This window comes from Massilia sp. IC2-477, assembly GCF_020707265.1.
In the GTDB taxonomy this organism is placed as follows: domain Bacteria; phylum Pseudomonadota; class Gammaproteobacteria; order Burkholderiales; family Burkholderiaceae_D; genus Telluria.
Window position 1 is genome coordinate 1 of record NZ_JAJFEQ010000013.1, and the last position, 14,495, is coordinate 14,495.

Annotated in this window: 13 protein-coding genes; 3 read left to right on the top strand and 10 right to left on the bottom strand. The window is 67.1% G+C overall.

Translation table 11 applies throughout. The features are described from left to right. On the top strand, window positions 1-93 hold a 93-nt coding region (locus LK542_RS21515), incomplete at its 5' end, for an IS3 family transposase (protein ID WP_227801150.1). 71 nt (window positions 94-164) lie between these two features. On the opposite strand, the gene LK542_RS21520 is transcribed toward LK542_RS21515, so the two are convergent. From LK542_RS21520 to LK542_RS21530, 3 genes are all read right to left on the bottom strand, one after another. Next, window positions 165-1,358, bottom strand: coding sequence for a PLP-dependent aminotransferase family protein (locus LK542_RS21520; protein WP_227813524.1), 1,194 nt, complete (start codon window positions 1,356-1,358; stop codon window positions 165-167). A gap of 115 nt (window positions 1,359-1,473) precedes the next feature. Beyond that, entirely contained in the window at window positions 1,474-1,935 is a 462-nt protein-coding gene (locus LK542_RS21525; RefSeq protein ID WP_227813525.1) for a RidA family protein, read from the bottom strand. 65 nt (window positions 1,936-2,000) lie between these two features. Continuing rightward, a complete protein-coding gene (locus LK542_RS21530) occupies window positions 2,001-2,906 on the bottom strand; it encodes a DMT family transporter (protein WP_227802104.1) in 906 nt (301 codons plus the stop codon). Between the two features lie 113 nt (window positions 2,907-3,019). Between LK542_RS21530 and LK542_RS21535 the strand changes: the two genes are divergently transcribed. Beyond that, window positions 3,020-4,438, top strand: a complete 1,419-nt coding sequence (locus tag LK542_RS21535) for a PLP-dependent aminotransferase family protein (protein ID WP_227813526.1) — start codon at window positions 3,020-3,022, stop codon at window positions 4,436-4,438. A gap of 1 nt (window position 4,439) precedes the next feature. On the opposite strand, the gene LK542_RS21540 is transcribed toward LK542_RS21535, so the two are convergent. Then, the gene (locus LK542_RS21540; RefSeq protein ID WP_227813527.1) at window positions 4,440-4,928 is read right to left on the bottom strand and encodes a VOC family protein; all 489 of its coding nucleotides are present in this window, start codon (window positions 4,926-4,928) and stop codon (window positions 4,440-4,442) included. Between the two features lie 156 nt (window positions 4,929-5,084). Between LK542_RS21540 and LK542_RS21545 the strand changes: the two genes are divergently transcribed. Beyond that, window positions 5,085-7,916: an MASE4 domain-containing protein gene (locus LK542_RS21545; protein WP_227813528.1), complete on the top strand. Its 2,832-nt coding sequence runs from the start codon at window positions 5,085-5,087 to the stop codon at window positions 7,914-7,916. A gap of 10 nt (window positions 7,917-7,926) precedes the next feature. On the opposite strand, the gene LK542_RS21550 is transcribed toward LK542_RS21545, so the two are convergent. The 6 genes from LK542_RS21550 to LK542_RS21575 are packed head-to-tail and all read right to left on the bottom strand — an operon-like array spanning window position 7,927 to window position 14,495. Next, window positions 7,927-9,117, bottom strand: a complete 1,191-nt coding sequence (locus tag LK542_RS21550; protein WP_227813529.1) for a Gfo/Idh/MocA family protein — start codon at window positions 9,115-9,117, stop codon at window positions 7,927-7,929. Then, entirely contained in the window at window positions 9,114-10,169 is a 1,056-nt protein-coding gene (locus LK542_RS21555; protein ID WP_227813530.1) for a sugar phosphate isomerase/epimerase, read from the bottom strand. The genes LK542_RS21550 and LK542_RS21555 overlap by 4 nt, the downstream gene beginning before the upstream one ends. A 13-nt stretch (window positions 10,170-10,182) precedes the next feature. Next, window positions 10,183-11,148, bottom strand: a complete 966-nt coding sequence (locus tag LK542_RS21560; RefSeq protein WP_227813531.1) for a substrate-binding domain-containing protein — start codon at window positions 11,146-11,148, stop codon at window positions 10,183-10,185. 29 nt (window positions 11,149-11,177) lie between these two features. Continuing rightward, complete coding sequence (locus tag LK542_RS21565; protein WP_227813532.1) at window positions 11,178-12,185, bottom strand: ABC transporter permease; 1,008 nt, start codon at window positions 12,183-12,185, stop codon at window positions 11,178-11,180. After that, a complete protein-coding gene (locus tag LK542_RS21570; RefSeq protein WP_227813533.1) occupies window positions 12,154-13,653 on the bottom strand; it encodes a sugar ABC transporter ATP-binding protein in 1,500 nt (499 codons plus the stop codon). Before LK542_RS21570 ends, LK542_RS21565 begins: the two co-directional genes overlap by 32 nt. Then, on the bottom strand, window positions 13,650-14,495 hold the full coding sequence (locus LK542_RS21575; protein ID WP_227813534.1) for a sugar phosphate isomerase/epimerase: 846 nt from the start codon (window positions 14,493-14,495) through the stop codon (window positions 13,650-13,652). The genes LK542_RS21570 and LK542_RS21575 overlap by 4 nt, the downstream gene beginning before the upstream one ends.

Consider the following 14,495-nt stretch of genomic DNA (forward strand, 5'->3'; position numbering starts at 1 on the left):
GACTACATCCACTATTACAATAACGACCGCATCAAGCTCAAATTAAAAGGCCTGAGCCCCGTTCAGTACAGGACTCAGGCCTTGGCCGCTTAGCAAACTAACCGTCCAACTTTACGGGGTCAGTTCAACATGCCGGCGGTTTTGGGGGCCTGGAAAGGCAGGACTTACAGCATGTCCTTGATCAGCTTGCCGAGGATGGCAATGCCTTCGCGGATGCGTTCCGGCGGCACGGTCACGAAAGACAGGCGCAGGGTGTTGGTGGCCGGCTCGTTGGCATAGAACGGCGCGCCCGGCACGAAGGCCACCCGCGCGGCCAGCGACTGGTCGAGCAGCTTCATGGCGTCGACGTTCTTCGGCAGGGTGACCCAGATGAACATGCCGCCTTCGGGCTTGGTCCAGGTGACGCCGCTCGGGAAATGCTCGGCCATCGCGTCCAGCATGACCTGGCACTGGTCGCCGTACAGCTTGCGGATGGTCGGGATGTGCTGGTCGAGGAAGCCATCCTTGACCACTTCGTGCACCACCATCTGGGTCAGCTGGGCGGTGTGCAGGTCGGCTGCCTGCTTGGCCAGCTCGAGGCGGCGCACCAGCGGCAGCGGGGCGCACACGTAGCCGAGGCGGATGCCCGGGGTCAGCACCTTCGAGAAGGAGCCCATGTAGATGACGCCGTCCGGGTTCATCGCGACCATCTTCGGCATCGGCTCGCCCTTGTACGACAGGGCGCCGTAGGGATCGTCCTCGATCAGCGGCAGGCCAAAGCGGGCGCAGGTTTCCACCAGCTCCTGACGCCGTTCCAGCGACAGCGAACGGCCGGTCGGGTTCTGGAAGTTCGGCAGCGAATACAGCAGGCGTGCGCCCTCGGCCACGCCGGCGATCGAGGACGGCACCAGGCCGTGATCGTCGGTGTCGACCGACTTGAATTCAGGACGGTAGACCGAGAAAGCCTGCAGGGCGCCCAGGTAGCTCGGGGTTTCCACCAGCACGCGGCTGCCTTCGTCGATCAGGACCTTGCCCAGCAGGTCGAGCGCCTGCTGCGAGCCCGAGGTCATGAGGATCTGTTCCGGCAGGATGCGGCTGCCTTCCGTGGAGAGCGAGTTGGCGATCCATTCCCGCAGCGGGCCATAGCCATCGGTCGGTCCGTACTGCAGCGCGACCTTGCCGGTCTCGCTGAGGACCTTGTCGTACGCTTCTTTCATGCGCTCGACCGGGAAAGTGGCTGGCGACGGCAGGCCACCGGCGAAGGAGATGATCTCCGGACGCTGGGTGATCTTCAGGATTTCGCGGATGAACGAGCTTTGCAGCTGCTGCGCGCGCTCCGAAAACTGCCACTGGATGGGGTTTGGATTTTCGATTTTCATACTGGGCTCTCTAGGGACGGACCGCACGGGTGGTGCCGGGCCATTATAAAGCACGCTGGATAAGCGGCTTCGGGAACGAACCCGGCTGGGTAAACCGGGTCCGGGACAATGATGCTTATTCCACTTCGACAATCATTTCGATTTCGACGCAGGTGCCGCGCGGCAGCGAAGCGACGCCGAAGGCCGAGCGGGCGTGCTTGCCGGCATCGCCGAACACTTCGCCGATCAGTTCCGAGCAGCCGTTGGTAACCAGGTGCTGCTCGTTGTATTCCGGGGTCGAGGCGACCAGGCTCATCACCTTGACGATGCGCTTGACGCGCCTCAGGTCGCCGCCGACGGCTTCCTGCAGGGTGCCGATCAGGTCGATGGCGACCGAGCGCGCGGCGGCCTGGCCGTCGGCAGTGGTCTTGTCGCGGCCCAGGATGCCGGCGTTTGGCGAGCCGTCCGCGTTCTTGGCGATGTGGCCCGAGATGAACACGAGGTTGCCGGTTTGCACGTACATGACGTAGGCGGCGGCCGGGGTGGCCGGCGCGGCCAGGGTGATGTTCAGTTCTTTGAGTTTGTCGTAGACGGACATGATGTATGCAATGACGTTGAAAGAAGCCGGTATTGTACGTCCAACCTCGGTCCATTTCAGATGTTTTACTGCTGACGTACCGCCATCCGGCGTCCCGCGAACACGACGGCGGCTACCGCCAGCGCGAATGCACAGTTGGCGAAGCTCAGCGCTTCGCCCAGCAGCAGGGCGGCCCCGACCAGACTGAGGAAGGGTTGCAGCAGTTGCACCTGGCCGACCCGGGCCACGCCACCCAGCGCCAGGCCCCGATACCAGAAGAAAAAGCCGACAAACATCGAGATCGCGGTGACGTAGCCGAAGGACAGCCAGGCGGCCAGCCCGACCTCGCTTGCCTGCGGCACGCCCTGCCAGAGCACGATGGGCGCGACCGCCGGCGCGGCCAGCAGCAGCGCCCAGCAGATGACTTCCGGCCCACCCAGGCTGCGCGACAGGCGCCCGCCTTCGGCATAACCGACGGCGGCCGACGCCACCGCGGCGAAAACCAGGAGGTCGGCCCGGTGCAGGGCGCCGCCGCCCTGGAACAGCGCGAAGGCGATCACCAGGCTTGATCCGAGCAAGGCCATGCCCCAGAAACCGCGCGAGGGCCGCTCGTAGCCGCGCAGCGCCGAGTACAGGGCCGTCACCAGCGGCAGCACGCCGACCAGCAGGGCGCCGTGCGACGCGGGCAGGGTGCGCAGCGCCACCGAGGTGAACAGGGGGAAGCCGATGATGCAGCCCGCCGCCACCAGCGCCAGGGGCAGCAGCGCGGCGCGCGGCGGCGGCGCCGCGCGCTTCCAGGCCAGCCAGGCGCCTGCCAGCAGCGCCGCGCCCAGCGCCCGTCCAAAGGTCACGAACAGGGGATCGAGCTCGGCCACGGCGATCCGGGTTAGCGGCATGGTGAGGCTGAACATGGCGACGCCAATCAGGCCAAGCAGCATGGCGCGTCCCTGGTGGCCGGGAGGAGCGGGGCGGGAGCAGAAAGCAATACTCATGAAGATCCTTCGAAAGGGCGTTGCACGGTCACGGCGATGCTTCTATGCTAGCGATTGGGGCCAATACAGTCCCAGTACACTTCTGCACTTAATTTGTTCACTGTGATGGCGAAATGACCAATACACCTGCCGCAAGCGGCCTGAACCTGTCACGTGAATCGGGTGAGCCGCTGGCCGACCAGATCGTGCGCGGCGTCGCCGGCCGCATCGAGGAGCGCCTGCTGCGTCCCGGGGCGCGCATGCCTTCGATCCGCCAGTTCGCGCAGGCGCACGGGGTTTCGCCATTTACCGTGGTGGCCAGCTACGACCGCCTGGTGGCCCAGGGCTACCTCGATTCGCGGCGCGGGGCCGGCTTCTTCGTGCGCGAGCGTCCCCAGCCGGCCCGGCATGCGGCGGCGCCCGCGCGGGAGCCCGCGGCGACGCTCGACATCGCCTGGCTGGTGCGCAACCTGTTCCGCCAGGCGCCGCTCCAACTGTCGCCGGGGGCGGGCGTCCTGCCGGCGGACTGGCTCGATGGCGCAGCCGTGGCCAAGGCCCTGGCCGGCCTGAGCCGCCAGAACAGCGCCGGCCTGCTCGGCTATGGCGCGCCTCAGGGTTTCCTGCCCTTGCGCCAGCAGCTCCAGCACAAGCTGCTGGAAGTCGAGATCGAGGCGCCGCCCGAACACATCGTGACGACCCTCGGCGTGACCCAGGCGCTCGACCTGGTGGCGCGCGAGTTCTGCCGCCCGGGCGACACCGTGCTGGTCGACGATCCCGCCTGGTTCCTGATGTTCGGATCCTTTGCCGCGCTGGGCTTGACAGTGGTAGGCGTGTGGCGCCTGGCCGACGGGCCCGACCTGGAGCAGCTGGCCGAGCTGGCGGCGCGCCACCGGCCCAGCCTGTTCATCGTCAACTCGGTGCTGCACAACCCGACCTCGAGCTCGCTGTCGGCGGCCAAGGCCTACGGCTTGCTGCGCCTGGCCGAGCAGTTCGATTTCACGGTGGTGGAAGACGATATCTATGCCGACCTGCATCCGGGAGGCGCAACGCGCCTGGCCGCGCTGGACGGCTTGAAGCGGGTAATCTACCTGGGCGGCTTTTCGAAATCGATGGCGCCGAATCTGCGGGTCGGCTTCATCGCCACCTCGCATGAGCGGGCCCAGCGCCTGGCCGACCGCAAGATGCTGTCCACGCTGTCGACCTCGGACCTCGGCGAGCGCGTGGTCTACAAGATCCTGTCCGAAGGCCTGTACCGCAAGCACCTGGACCGGGTGCGCGCCCGGCTCGATGCGGCGCGTCCCAAAGCGCTGCGCCAGCTGGAGAGCCTGGGCCTGCGCCCGGACCCGGCGCCGGGTAGCGGCATGTTCGTCTGGGTCGATGCCGGCCGCGACACCAATGCCATCGCCGCGCGCGCCATGCGCGACGAGCTGCTGCTGGCGCCCGGCAGCCTGTTCTCGCCGCAGCAGCTGGCCTCGACCCATATGCGCCTGAACGTGGCGGCGCTGCAGGACGCGGGCACGATCCGGCTCTTGGCGCGTGCCCTGGCGGTGTAAATCAGCCTTGCTCGCCGCCGCAGTTGGACGGCATCTCTTTGGCCATCGCTTCCTGGATCTCTTGCGGCGTGAGGTCGCGCTGGTGGGTGGCGACCGCCCAGCGGTGGCCGAAGGGATCGACGAACTGGCCGTAGCGGTCGCCCCAGAAGGCGTCGCCCAGCGGCATGATGGGCGTGGCCCCGGCGGCCATCGCACGTTCCCACACGGCGTCGGCGTCGCGCACGTACAGGTGGATCACCACCGGCGAGCCCTTCAGCGCGATCGGACCCGGGCTGCCGTAGTCGGGGAAATCGTCGCACAGCATGACGATCGAATCGCCGATGCGCATCTCGGCGTGCATCAGCCTGCCGTCTGGCCCGGGCATGCGGGACACTTCGACGGCGCCGAAGCACTCGCGGTAAAAGTCCAGCGCCTTGGCTGCGCCTTCGCAGACCAGGTGCGGGGTAACGCTATGAAAACCTTCGGGGATGGCTCGGGTTGCCTGTTTCATGTCGGATCTCCTGTTTTGGATGTCGGGGTGTTGCTCTACCGACGACGAACACGGTATACCGAAATCGACATGGCGCCAAAAAAGATACCGTGCTCCACTTGTTCTCCAGCTGACATACGATGAATACCGCGAAAACTTGGGTGACGCCCATTGCCCATGAACTACACGTCCGAGTTACCAGGCATCGCGCGCGATCGCGCAGCTTCCGCTGACAGCCAGGCAGCAAAAACCCTGTTCGAGTACCAGGCCGGACCGGCTTCGGTGCGCCTAGCGCTCATCATCGTTGCAGTATCGCTTGGGATGTTTGTCACGCTCATCCCGTTCGCGCGCACGCCGCTGGCAGCCGCGCCATGGTTCATCCCCCTGCACCAGCCGGTTCTCGTGATCAATGACCTCATCACGACGACCTTGCTGCTCGGCTATTTCCACCTCACCCGCAAACAGAGCATCCTCATTCTCGCCTGCGGCTACCTGTACTCGGCCGTCATGGCGACTGTGCACCTGTTGTCTTTTCCCGGCGTGTTCACGCCCACCGGCCTGCTGGGCGCCGGCCCCCAGACGACCGGCTACCTGCACGTCTTCTGGCACCTCGGCTTTCCCTTGGCGGTGATTGCCTATTCCTTTTTCAAGGAAACCGACCGGCGCGCCGACCGCGCGGGGCGGACGACGACGAAGGCGGTGCTCGTGACGCTGGCCGGCGCTGCCGTGCTGGCGACGCTGGCAACGGTGGGGAGCGACTGGCTGCCGCAGATGCTGGTGGATAACCGCTACTCGTCCGTGTTCAACATCGGGCGCTACGGCCAATGGATCATCACCGGGCTGGCGCTGGCGATCCTGTTCACCCGCCGCTCGGCTTCCTCGATGGACATGTGGCTGGTGGTGGTGCTGTCCGCATGGTTCTTCGAAATCGGGCTCGTCAGCGTGTTCAATGCCGGCCGCTGGGATCTCGGCTTCTATGCCGGCCGGGTCTACGGCCTGGTTGCCTCGAGCTTCGTCCTCATCATGCTGCTGGTCGAGCACGGGCGCATGCACCGCGACCTGGCCGACGCCCAGGCCACGGCGCGCACGGCTGCCCGGCTCCAGGAGACCCAGCAGGTGCTGGGCCTGGCACTGGAAGCCGGCAAAATGGGCGTGTTCAGCTGGGACCTGGTCGGCAATCGCGCCTGGTGGAGCCCGGAAGTGGAGCACGACATCCTCGGCTTGCAGCCCGGGCAACTGGCTTGCGAGCCCGGCGCTTTGACGCACTACGTGTTTGCCGAGGATCGTGAGCGCCTGCGTGCGCAGATTCGCGACTGCATCGCCAACAGGCGCGGCTGCGACCTCGAGTTCCGCCTGCGCGACGCGCAGGGACAGGCGCGCTGGGCGTCCGCGCGCGGGAAAGCCGGCTACGACGAGCATGGCAAGGCGACGGTGGTATTCGGCGTCCTCGCCGACATCACGGAGCGCAAGCGCGGCGAGGCGGCGGCGGCTGAGATGGAGATGCATTTCCACGCACTGGCGGACGAATTGCCGGAGATTGCATGGATGGCGCGGCCGGACGGCTGGATCTACTGGTTCAACCGGCGCTGGCACGAGTACACCGGGCTCTCGCAGGACGAGGCCGAAGGCTGGGGCTGGCGGAAGGTGAACGACCCGGCGCTGGTGCCGACCATCGTCGACCGGTGGCGCCATTCGGTCGCCACCGGCGAACCGTATGAAATGGTGGTACCCCTGCTGGGCACGGATGGCCGCTGGCGCCAGTTCCTGAGCCGGGCTGTAGCACTGCGCAACAAGGACGGGCAGATCATCCACTGGTTCGGGGTCAATGCCGACATCACCGCCCAGACCGAGGCGGAGCAGGTGCTCAAGCTGGCGGATCAGCGCAAGGACGAGTTCCTGGCCACGCTTGCCCATGAGCTGCGCAATCCGCTGGCGCCGATCCGTAATGCCGCTGCACTGCTGCTGCGGATGCCCGGCCTGCCGGGCAACGTCGAACGGGCGCTGGCAGTCATCGACCGCCAGTCGCGTCACCTCGCGCGCCTGGTCGACGACCTGCTGGAAGTGTCGCGGATCACCCAGGGGAAGATTGCCCTGCGCAAGGCGGACGTGTCGCTGGTCGACTGTCTGTCCGATGCCTTGCATGCGGTCGAAGGCGCGCTCAAGGCTGCCGGGCACGAGGTACTGGTACACCTGCCCGACGACCCCTTGTATGCGCATGCGGACTCCACCCGCATGGTCCAATGCTTCCTCAACCTGCTGAATAACGCAATCAAGTTTACGCCACAGGGCGGCGTGATCAGCGTGTCGGCCGAGCGCCTGCGCGGAAAGGCGAAGATTGCGGTCTCCGACAGCGGCATCGGGATTCCGCCGGAACACCTCGAGGACATCTTCGGGCTGTTCTCGCAAGTCACCCCCGCGCTCGAGCGCAGCCAGGGCGGGCTCGGGATCGGCTTATCGCTGGTGAAGGGCTTCGTCGAGCTGCATGGCGGTACTGTCGAGGCGGCGAGCGAAGGCGCCGGCAGCGGCAGCACCTTCACGGTATGGCTGCCGCTGCTCGAGCAGCCGCCGCTGGCGCCCGCGGATGTGGCGCGCAGCAGCCGTGAAGCACGGCAGCAGCCGCGCCGCGTCCTTGTGGTCGACGACAACCGCGATGCCGCCACCAGCATGGTCGCGCTGCTGCAGGCCGCCGGCCACCAGGTGCGCGAGGCCCATGACGGAGAAGAGGGGCTGCGGCTCGCCTTCGAATTCGAGCCGGAGGTTGTGCTGCTCGACCTGGGCATGCCCGGCATGTCGGGCTTCGACGTGGCGCGCGAGCTGCGGGGACGGACCGCCCAGGCGCCGCCGCGCATCATCGCCGTGACCGGATGGGGCCAGGAAAGCGACCGCCGCCTGACGCGCGAGGCCGGCTTCGACTTCCATCTCACCAAGCCGGTCAATCATACGGAACTGGATGTGCTGCTGTCGATGGACATGCCGCCCGCGGGACAGGCGGCGCCGGTTCGGCATTGACGCGGGACCTTCAGGCGATCTTCACCCAGGCCGAACCCGCCGCGTGGCTGGCCAGCACGGCGTCGATGAAGCGCAGGCCGTCCACGCCGTCGTCGACCGTCGGCAGGCCGGCCGTTGCCTCGGGCAGGGGCTGGCCCGCCTCGACGGCATGGATCTGCGCCGCCGCGTCGCGGTACAGCTGCGCGAACGCTTCCAGGTAACCTTCCGGATGGCCGGACGGGATGCGGGTGGCGTGCCCGGCGGCGGCACCCCTTACCCGGCCGCGTGTGAGCCGCTGCGCGCAGCCGCCCTGGGGCGTGAGCAGCAGCTCGTTCGGGTTTTCCTGGTCAAAAGCGAGGCTGGCCTTGCTGCCGAACACGCGCAGCTTGAGCGCGTTCTCGCAGCCGGTCGCCATCTGGCTCGACCACAGCATGCCGCGCGCGCCGTTCGGGTAGCGCAGCATCACCTGCACGTGGTCGTCCAGGATACGATCGGGCGTGAAGGAATGCAGTTCGGCCAGCAGTTCGCTCGGCTGGATGCCGGTGACAAAAGCGGCGAGGTGGAAGGCATGGGTGCCGATGTCGCCGGTGCACCCGGTCGGGCCGGCGCGCTGCGGATCGTTATGCCAGTTGGTCGCCTGGAATTCGGCCGACTGGTTGGCGCTTTCTGCCATCCAGTCCTGCGCATATTCGACATGCACCAGGCGCACGTCGCCGATCGCCCCGGATGCCACCAGTTCGCGCGCGTGGCGCACCATGGGATAGCCGCTGTAGGTATGGGTGAGGGCGAATATGCGCTGGTTCGCGCGTGCCAGCGCGGCCAGTTCCTCGCCTTCGGCCAGAGAGATGCCGAGCGGCTTGTCGCAGATGACGTGGATGCCGGCTTCCAGGAAGGCGCGGGCGACCGGGGCGTGCAGGTGATTGGGCGTGACGATCGCTACCACGTCGATGCCGTCCGGGCGCTCCGCCTCGCGGCGCGCCATGTCGCGGTAGTCCGCATAGCTGCGCGCCGGGTCGAGCCGGATCGCCGCGCCGCTCGCCAATGCCCGTTGCGCGTCGCTCGACAGGGCGCCGGCCACCAGCTCGTAGCAGTCGTCCAGCCGCGCCGCGATGCGGTGCACGGCGCCGATGAAGGCGCCGTCGCCGCCGCCCACCATGCCGAGGCGCAGGCGGCGCGCGACCTGGCCGCCATCCTGATTGTCTTTGCGTCCGATCGCCGTCATGCCTGGATCCCCATCAGCCGGCGCAGGGCGGCCTGGTCGGCGCCGCTGCCCGCGAAATCGTCGAAAGCCCTCTCCGCCACCCGGATGATGTGGCGGCGGATGAAGTCGGCGCCTTCGCGCGCGCCGTCTTCTGGGTGCTTGAGGCAGCACTCCCATTCGAGGACCGCCCAGCCGGCATAGTCGTACTGCGCCATCTTCGAGAAGATGGCCGAGAAATCGACCTGGCCATCGCCCAGCGAGCGGAAACGCCCGGCGCGTTCCAGCCAGCCGCTGTAGCCGCCGTAGACGCCCTGGCGTCCGTTCGGGCGGAACTCGGCGTCCTTGACGTGGAAGGCCCTGATGCGCTCGTGGTAGATGTCGATGAAAGCCAGGTAGTCGAGCTGCTGCAGCACGAAGTGGCTCGGGTCGTACAGGATGTTGGCGCGCCGGTGGCCCTTGACGCCCTCCAGGAAGCGCTCGAAGCTGACGCCGTCGTGCAGGTCTTCGCCCGGGTGCAGCTCGTAGCAGACGTCGACGCCGGCATCCTCGAAGGCGTCCAGGATCGGCAGCCAGCGCCGCGCCAGTTCATCGAAGGCTTCCTCGACCAGGCCGGCGGGCCGCTGCGGCCACGGATACAGGTAGGGCCAGGCCAGCGCGCCCGAGAAGCTCGCGTGCGTCGTGAGGCCGAGGCGCTGGGAGGCGCGCGCGGCGTTCTTCATCTGGCCGACCGCCCATTCCTGGCGCGCCTGCGGGTTGCCGCGCACGTGGGGCGCGGCGAAGCCGTCGAACAGCGTGTCGTAGGCCGGATGCACGGCCACCAGCTGGCCCTGCAGGTGGGTCGACAGCTCGGTGATCGCCAGCCCGTGCGCGCCAAGGACGCCCTTGATCTCGTCGCAGTAGGTCTGGCTCCCGGCGGCGATGTCGAGGTCGAACAGGCGCTTGTCGGTCGGCAGCTGGACGCCTTCGTAGCCCAGCGAGCTGGCCCAGGCGGCCAGGTTGCCGAGGGTGTCGAAGGGCGCCTGGTCGCCCATGAACTGGGCGAGGAAGATCGCCGGTCCCTTGATGGTTTTCATGCCTGTTCCTGTGTCAGTAGGGCGAGTCGGGGAAATAGAACTGCTTGGCGTTTGCGCGCGTGATCAGTACCGAGGGGATGATGGTCCTGGCGGGCAGCGCCTGGCCCTTCAAGCGCGCCTCGGCCGTCATCTTGATGGCGTCGTAGATGAACTTGGGCGAATAGGACACGTCGGCCTGCACCAGTTTGTCGCCGTCCATCACCTTCTTGACCGCGAACTTGGCGCCGGCGCCGCCGAAGACTTCCTTGATATCGCTGCGCCTGGCCTGCTCGATCGCCTTCAAGACGCCGATCGCCATGTCGTCGTCCGAGGCCCAGACGGCGTCGATCTGCTTGAAGCGGGTCAGGTAGTCCTGCATGACCTTGAAGGCGTCGTCGCGGTTCCAGTTGCCGTACTTGGCATCCAGCACCTTGATGCCCGGATGCTTCGCGATCTCGGCCTTGAAGGCGTTCACGCGCTCGTTGTCGATGGTGCTGGGCATGCCGCGCAGGACCACGATATTGCCCTTGCCGTTCATGCGCTTCGCCAGGTACTCGGCCGGCAGCCGGCCGAAGGCAGTGTTGTCGCCGGCGACATAGGCATGCTGGGCCGCCGGGTTGGTGAGCCCACGGTCCACCACGGTCACATACACACCCTTGTTCTTGACCTGGGCCACCGGCTGGGTCAGCGAGGCCGACTCGAGCGGCAGGATCACCAGCGCATTCATCTTGTTCACGACCAGCAGGTCCTGCACCTGGTTGGCCTGCTCCGGCGTGCTGCCGGCGGTCTTGATGATGATCTTCAGGCCCGGGTTGGCCGCTTCCAGTTCGCGCTTGGCCTGGTTGGCCCACCAGACGATGCCGCCGGTGAAGCCGTGGGTGGCGGTGGGGATCGCCACGCCGAGGGTCAGACTGGTGGCGGCGAGGGCGTGGCCGGTGCCGAGCGCCAGCAGGCAGGCGGCGGCGCCGAGTTTCAGGATCGAGCGGGTGGATGAACGCATGAGGTTTCCTTTTTTGTACAAATAGGGGTTCAGCGGCGGCCGCGCTGCAGGTAAGCCACGGCAATGATCACCACGCCCTGCACGGCAGGGTTCAGGTGCACGCTGATGATGCTGGTGAGGTTCAGGATGTTGCCGATCACGGACAGCAGGATTGCGCCGATCACGGTGCCCATAACGCGCCCGGAGCCGCCCCTCAGCGAGGTGCCGCCAACGACCACGGCGGCGATCGCCTCCAGCTCCCACAGGATGCCGGTAGTCGGCGTGGCCGAGCCCAGGCGCGGCACGTACAGGATGGTGGCGATCGCCACGCACACGCCCAGCAGCAGGTAAGTGATCACCTTGACGCGGTCGACGCGGATCGCGGCATAGCGCGCCACCTGTTCGCTGGAGCCGATCGCCTGCACGTGCTGGCCATAAGCGGTGCGGTTCAGGATCACGGCGCCCAGCAGCGCCACCAGGGCGAACACCCACACCGGGATCGGTATTCCCAGCAGGCTCCCGTAGTAGACCGGGCTGTAGGCTTCGGACAGCGTGAAGTCGAGGGTCAGGGCGCCGCCGTCCGAGAGCCAGGTCAGCACGGCGCGGAACACCCCAAGGGTGCCGAGCGTGACGATGAAGGCTTCGATGCGTCCGCGCGCGATCAGGAAACCGTGCAGGATGCCGAACACCGCGCCGAAGGCGAGCGCCAGCCCGATCCCGAGCAGCACAATGCTCACCGGACCGGGGGGATTGGCCCCGGCAGCCAGGCTGTTCATCGCCACGATCATCACGCCGGCAATCAGGGCCGCCATCGAGCCGACCGAGAGGTCGATGCCGCCGGAGACGACCACGAAGGTCATGCCGACCGCGATGATGCCGATGAAGGCGGTGCGGGTGAGCACGTTCATCAGGTTGTCGACGGTGGCGAAATCGGGATTGAGCAGGCCGCCCGCGATGCACAGCAGGATCAGGGCGAGCACCGGGCCGGCGCCTTTCAGGCGCGGCAGGGCAGGGAAGAAGGATGGCCTAGTGGCCGGCGTGTTGGGTGTCGGTTGCATGGGAAATGATGTTTTCTTCACTGAGTTGATCCGGGCCGAGCACGGCCTGCAGGCGCCCGCCGTGCAGCACCGCGACCCGGTGCGACAGGCCGATCAGCTCGATCAGTTCGGACGAGATGACGATGACCGCGCGTCCTTCGCTTGCTAAGCGGTGGATCAGGGCATAGATGTCGCGCTTGGCGCCGACGTCCACGCCGCGGGTCGGCTCGTCGAGCACGACCACGCGCGGATCGGAGTGCAGGTACTTGGCCAGCGCCAGCTTTTGCTGGTTGCCGCCCGAGAGCGAGCGCGCGAGGCAGTCGGGGTCGCGCAGGCGGATGCCGAAGCCCGCGATCGCCCGTTCGAGCGCGGCGCGTCCGGCCTTCAGGTCGACCCAGGGGCGGGCGTCGCGCTCCAGGGTCATCATGGTGAGGTTTTCGCGCAGGCCAAGGTCGAGGTGCAGGCCCTTGCCCTTGCGGTCTTCGCTCAGGTAGGTCAGGCCATGGCGCATGGCGTCGCGCGGGCTGCGGATGTCGACCAGTTGGCCCGCGATCTCGATCCTGCCGCTCTGTCTTGGACGCAGGCCGAGGACGGCCTCGAAGGCTTCGGTGCGGCCGGCGCCGACCAGGCCGGCGAAGCCGAGGATCTCGCCGGCACGCACCTCGAAACTGAGCTTGTCGACCCAGCCCGGCACACTCAGGCCGGACACGCGCAGCAGCACCTGCGCACCTTCCAGCGCCGCTTGCTTGGGCGGGAACATGTCCGACACGTCGCGCCCGACCATCAGGTTGGCCATCTGGCGGCGGTTGACCTCCGCGGTGAGCGCGCGGGTGACGAACTTCCCGTCGCGCATGACGACCACTTCGTCGGTGTGAGCTTCCATCTCGTCGAGCTTGTGCGAGATGTAGACGATGGTCACGCCCTCCTGTTTCAGGCGCGCCATCAGGGCAAACAGCTTGCGGGTCTCGCCCGCCGACAGGCTGGCGGTCGGCTCGTCCATGATCAGGAGGCGCGCCTTGCGCGCCAGGGCCTTGGCGATCTCGACCAGCTGTTTTTCGGCGACGATCAGGTCGGCGACCGGGGTATCCGGGTCGCGCGCCAGGCCCACCTGCTCGAGGTAGACGGCAGCCTCGCGCGCCATGGCGCGGCGCTCCAATAGTCCGCCGCGGGTCTTTTCGTGGCCGAGGAAGATGTTCTGGGCGATGCTCAGGTGCTCGGCCAGGTTGAATTCCTGGTGGATCAGGGCAATGCCGAGCGCTTCCGCCTCGCGTGCGCTCTCGAACCGGCGCTCGGCGCCGTCGATCACCAGCTGGCCGGAGGTCGGACGCTCGTAGCCAGCCAGGATCTTCATCAGGGTCGACTTGCCGGCGCCGTTCTCGCCCAGCAGGCCGACCACGCGCCCCGGTTCGAGCGCGAAGTCGACCCCGTGCAGCACGCGCACAGGGCCGAACTCCTTGACGATGTGGTGGAAGCGGACCGACAGGCTCATTGCGCCGGCATCTTCGCGAGCACGGCCTTCAGGCCGGCCAGGGAAGCCGCTACGGTGTCGAGCTGGCCCATCCCGTTCGGGTATTCCTCCTGCTCGACGATGATCCATTCGGTGCCGCCGGCCTGGCGCATAGCGCGCGTCAGGCCCGCCCAGTCGGTCTTGTCCTGGCCGATGATCGGAGTGCCGCTGGTGCCGGGCGCGAACTTGGCCTTGTAGTGGGTGCTCACGGTGCGGCCCGGGTACTTGTAGACGTAGGCCACCGGATCCTTGCCGGCGAAGGTCGTCCAGCCCACGTCCTGCTGCAGGATCGATTCCTTCGGCGTGCTGCGGGCGATGACGTCCCAGGGCGTGCTGCCGACGGCACCCGCCATTTCCTGGGCGTGGTTGTGGTAGCCGATGCGCATGCCCTTGGGGACCAGCTTGCTTGACAAGGCGCTCAGTTCACGGCTCATCGCGGTGCTGCCATCGACGCTGGCGCCGCGCGCGTCCATTGGAATCACCAGGTTGCTGCAGCCGAGGGTTTTGTAGAAGGCGGTGGTGGCCTCGAAGCGCGCGTCCGTCAGCTGGTCGAAATGCACGTGTGCGCCGGCGCATTGCAGCCTGTTCTTGTCCAGGAAGGCGCGCAAGGCCGCCGGATTGTCCTTGTAGGGCCCGAACTCGCCGGCGAATTCCACGCCCTGGAAACCGAGCCTGGAAATCCTGGTGAGCGTGCCCTCGAAATCCTGCTTGATCTCGTCCTTGACGGACCACAGCTGCACGCCGAGACGCGGCTCGGCCGCCATGGCCGGGGAAGCGCCGAGTAAGGTGCCCAATACGGCGCACAGCATCGCTTGCTTGTTCAT

What these genes read in the sequence shown, in the direction of transcription:
- LK542_RS21535 (WP_227813526.1), top strand. Translation starts at nt 3,020, where the DNA reads ATGACCAATACACCTGCCGCAAGCGGCCTGAACCTGTCACGTGAATCG.
- LK542_RS21560 (WP_227813531.1), bottom strand. Translation starts at nt 11,148, where the DNA reads ATGCGTTCATCCACCCGCTCGATCCTGAAACTCGGCGCCGCCGCCTGC.
- LK542_RS21575 (WP_227813534.1), bottom strand. Translation starts at nt 14,495, where the DNA reads ATGAACAAGCAAGCGATGCTGTGCGCCGTATTGGGCACCTTACTCGGC.
- LK542_RS21555 (WP_227813530.1), bottom strand. Translation starts at nt 10,169, where the DNA reads ATGAAAACCATCAAGGGACCGGCGATCTTCCTCGCCCAGTTCATGGGC.
- LK542_RS21530 (WP_227802104.1), bottom strand. Translation starts at nt 2,906, where the DNA reads ATGAGTATTGCTTTCTGCTCCCGCCCCGCTCCTCCCGGCCACCAGGGA.
- LK542_RS21520 (WP_227813524.1), bottom strand. Translation starts at nt 1,358, where the DNA reads ATGAAAATCGAAAATCCAAACCCCATCCAGTGGCAGTTTTCGGAGCGC.
- LK542_RS21565 (WP_227813532.1), bottom strand. Translation starts at nt 12,185, where the DNA reads ATGCAACCGACACCCAACACGCCGGCCACTAGGCCATCCTTCTTCCCT.
- LK542_RS21570 (WP_227813533.1), bottom strand. Translation starts at nt 13,653, where the DNA reads ATGAGCCTGTCGGTCCGCTTCCACCACATCGTCAAGGAGTTCGGCCCT.
- LK542_RS21525 (WP_227813525.1), bottom strand. Translation starts at nt 1,935, where the DNA reads ATGTCCGTCTACGACAAACTCAAAGAACTGAACATCACCCTGGCCGCG.
- LK542_RS21545 (WP_227813528.1), top strand. Translation starts at nt 5,085, where the DNA reads ATGAACTACACGTCCGAGTTACCAGGCATCGCGCGCGATCGCGCAGCT.
- LK542_RS21540 (WP_227813527.1), bottom strand. Translation starts at nt 4,928, where the DNA reads ATGAAACAGGCAACCCGAGCCATCCCCGAAGGTTTTCATAGCGTTACC.
- LK542_RS21550 (WP_227813529.1), bottom strand. Translation starts at nt 9,117, where the DNA reads ATGACGGCGATCGGACGCAAAGACAATCAGGATGGCGGCCAGGTCGCG.